Source organism: Paraburkholderia sp. SIMBA_053 (genome assembly GCF_046534895.1).
In the GTDB taxonomy this organism is placed as follows: domain Bacteria; phylum Pseudomonadota; class Gammaproteobacteria; order Burkholderiales; family Burkholderiaceae; genus Paraburkholderia; species Paraburkholderia caledonica.
The window spans coordinates 1-229 of record NZ_JAWRXU010001919.1; the positions used below are offsets into that span (position 1 = coordinate 1).

Sequence of the window (229 nt, forward strand, 5' to 3'; positions counted from 1 at the left end):
CCAGGGCAGACTGGCAGGTGAGCGACTGGCATCCTGCGCTGCCGTGGTTTGGTGGCGCCGCGTTGCTGGGACTGATCGTGGCGGTCGTGGCTTTTGTTGTTCCGGCCTGGCGCCAGGCGACAACGTCGACAGTGCTGCGGTCCAGACTGGGGAACGCACGCAGCGCAGGCCCGCTGTGGCAGCGGCGGTATGTCGACGTCGCGCTGCTGGCGCTGGGCATCGGCGTATT

Annotated in this window: 1 protein-coding gene; it reads left to right on the forward strand. The window is 68.1% G+C overall.

Annotated elements, in window-relative coordinates:
- Window positions 1–17 precede the first annotated feature (17 nt).
- The coding region (locus tag SB753_RS42230; RefSeq protein WP_410805845.1) for a hypothetical protein at window positions 18–229 on the forward strand (212 nt) is incomplete at its 3' end.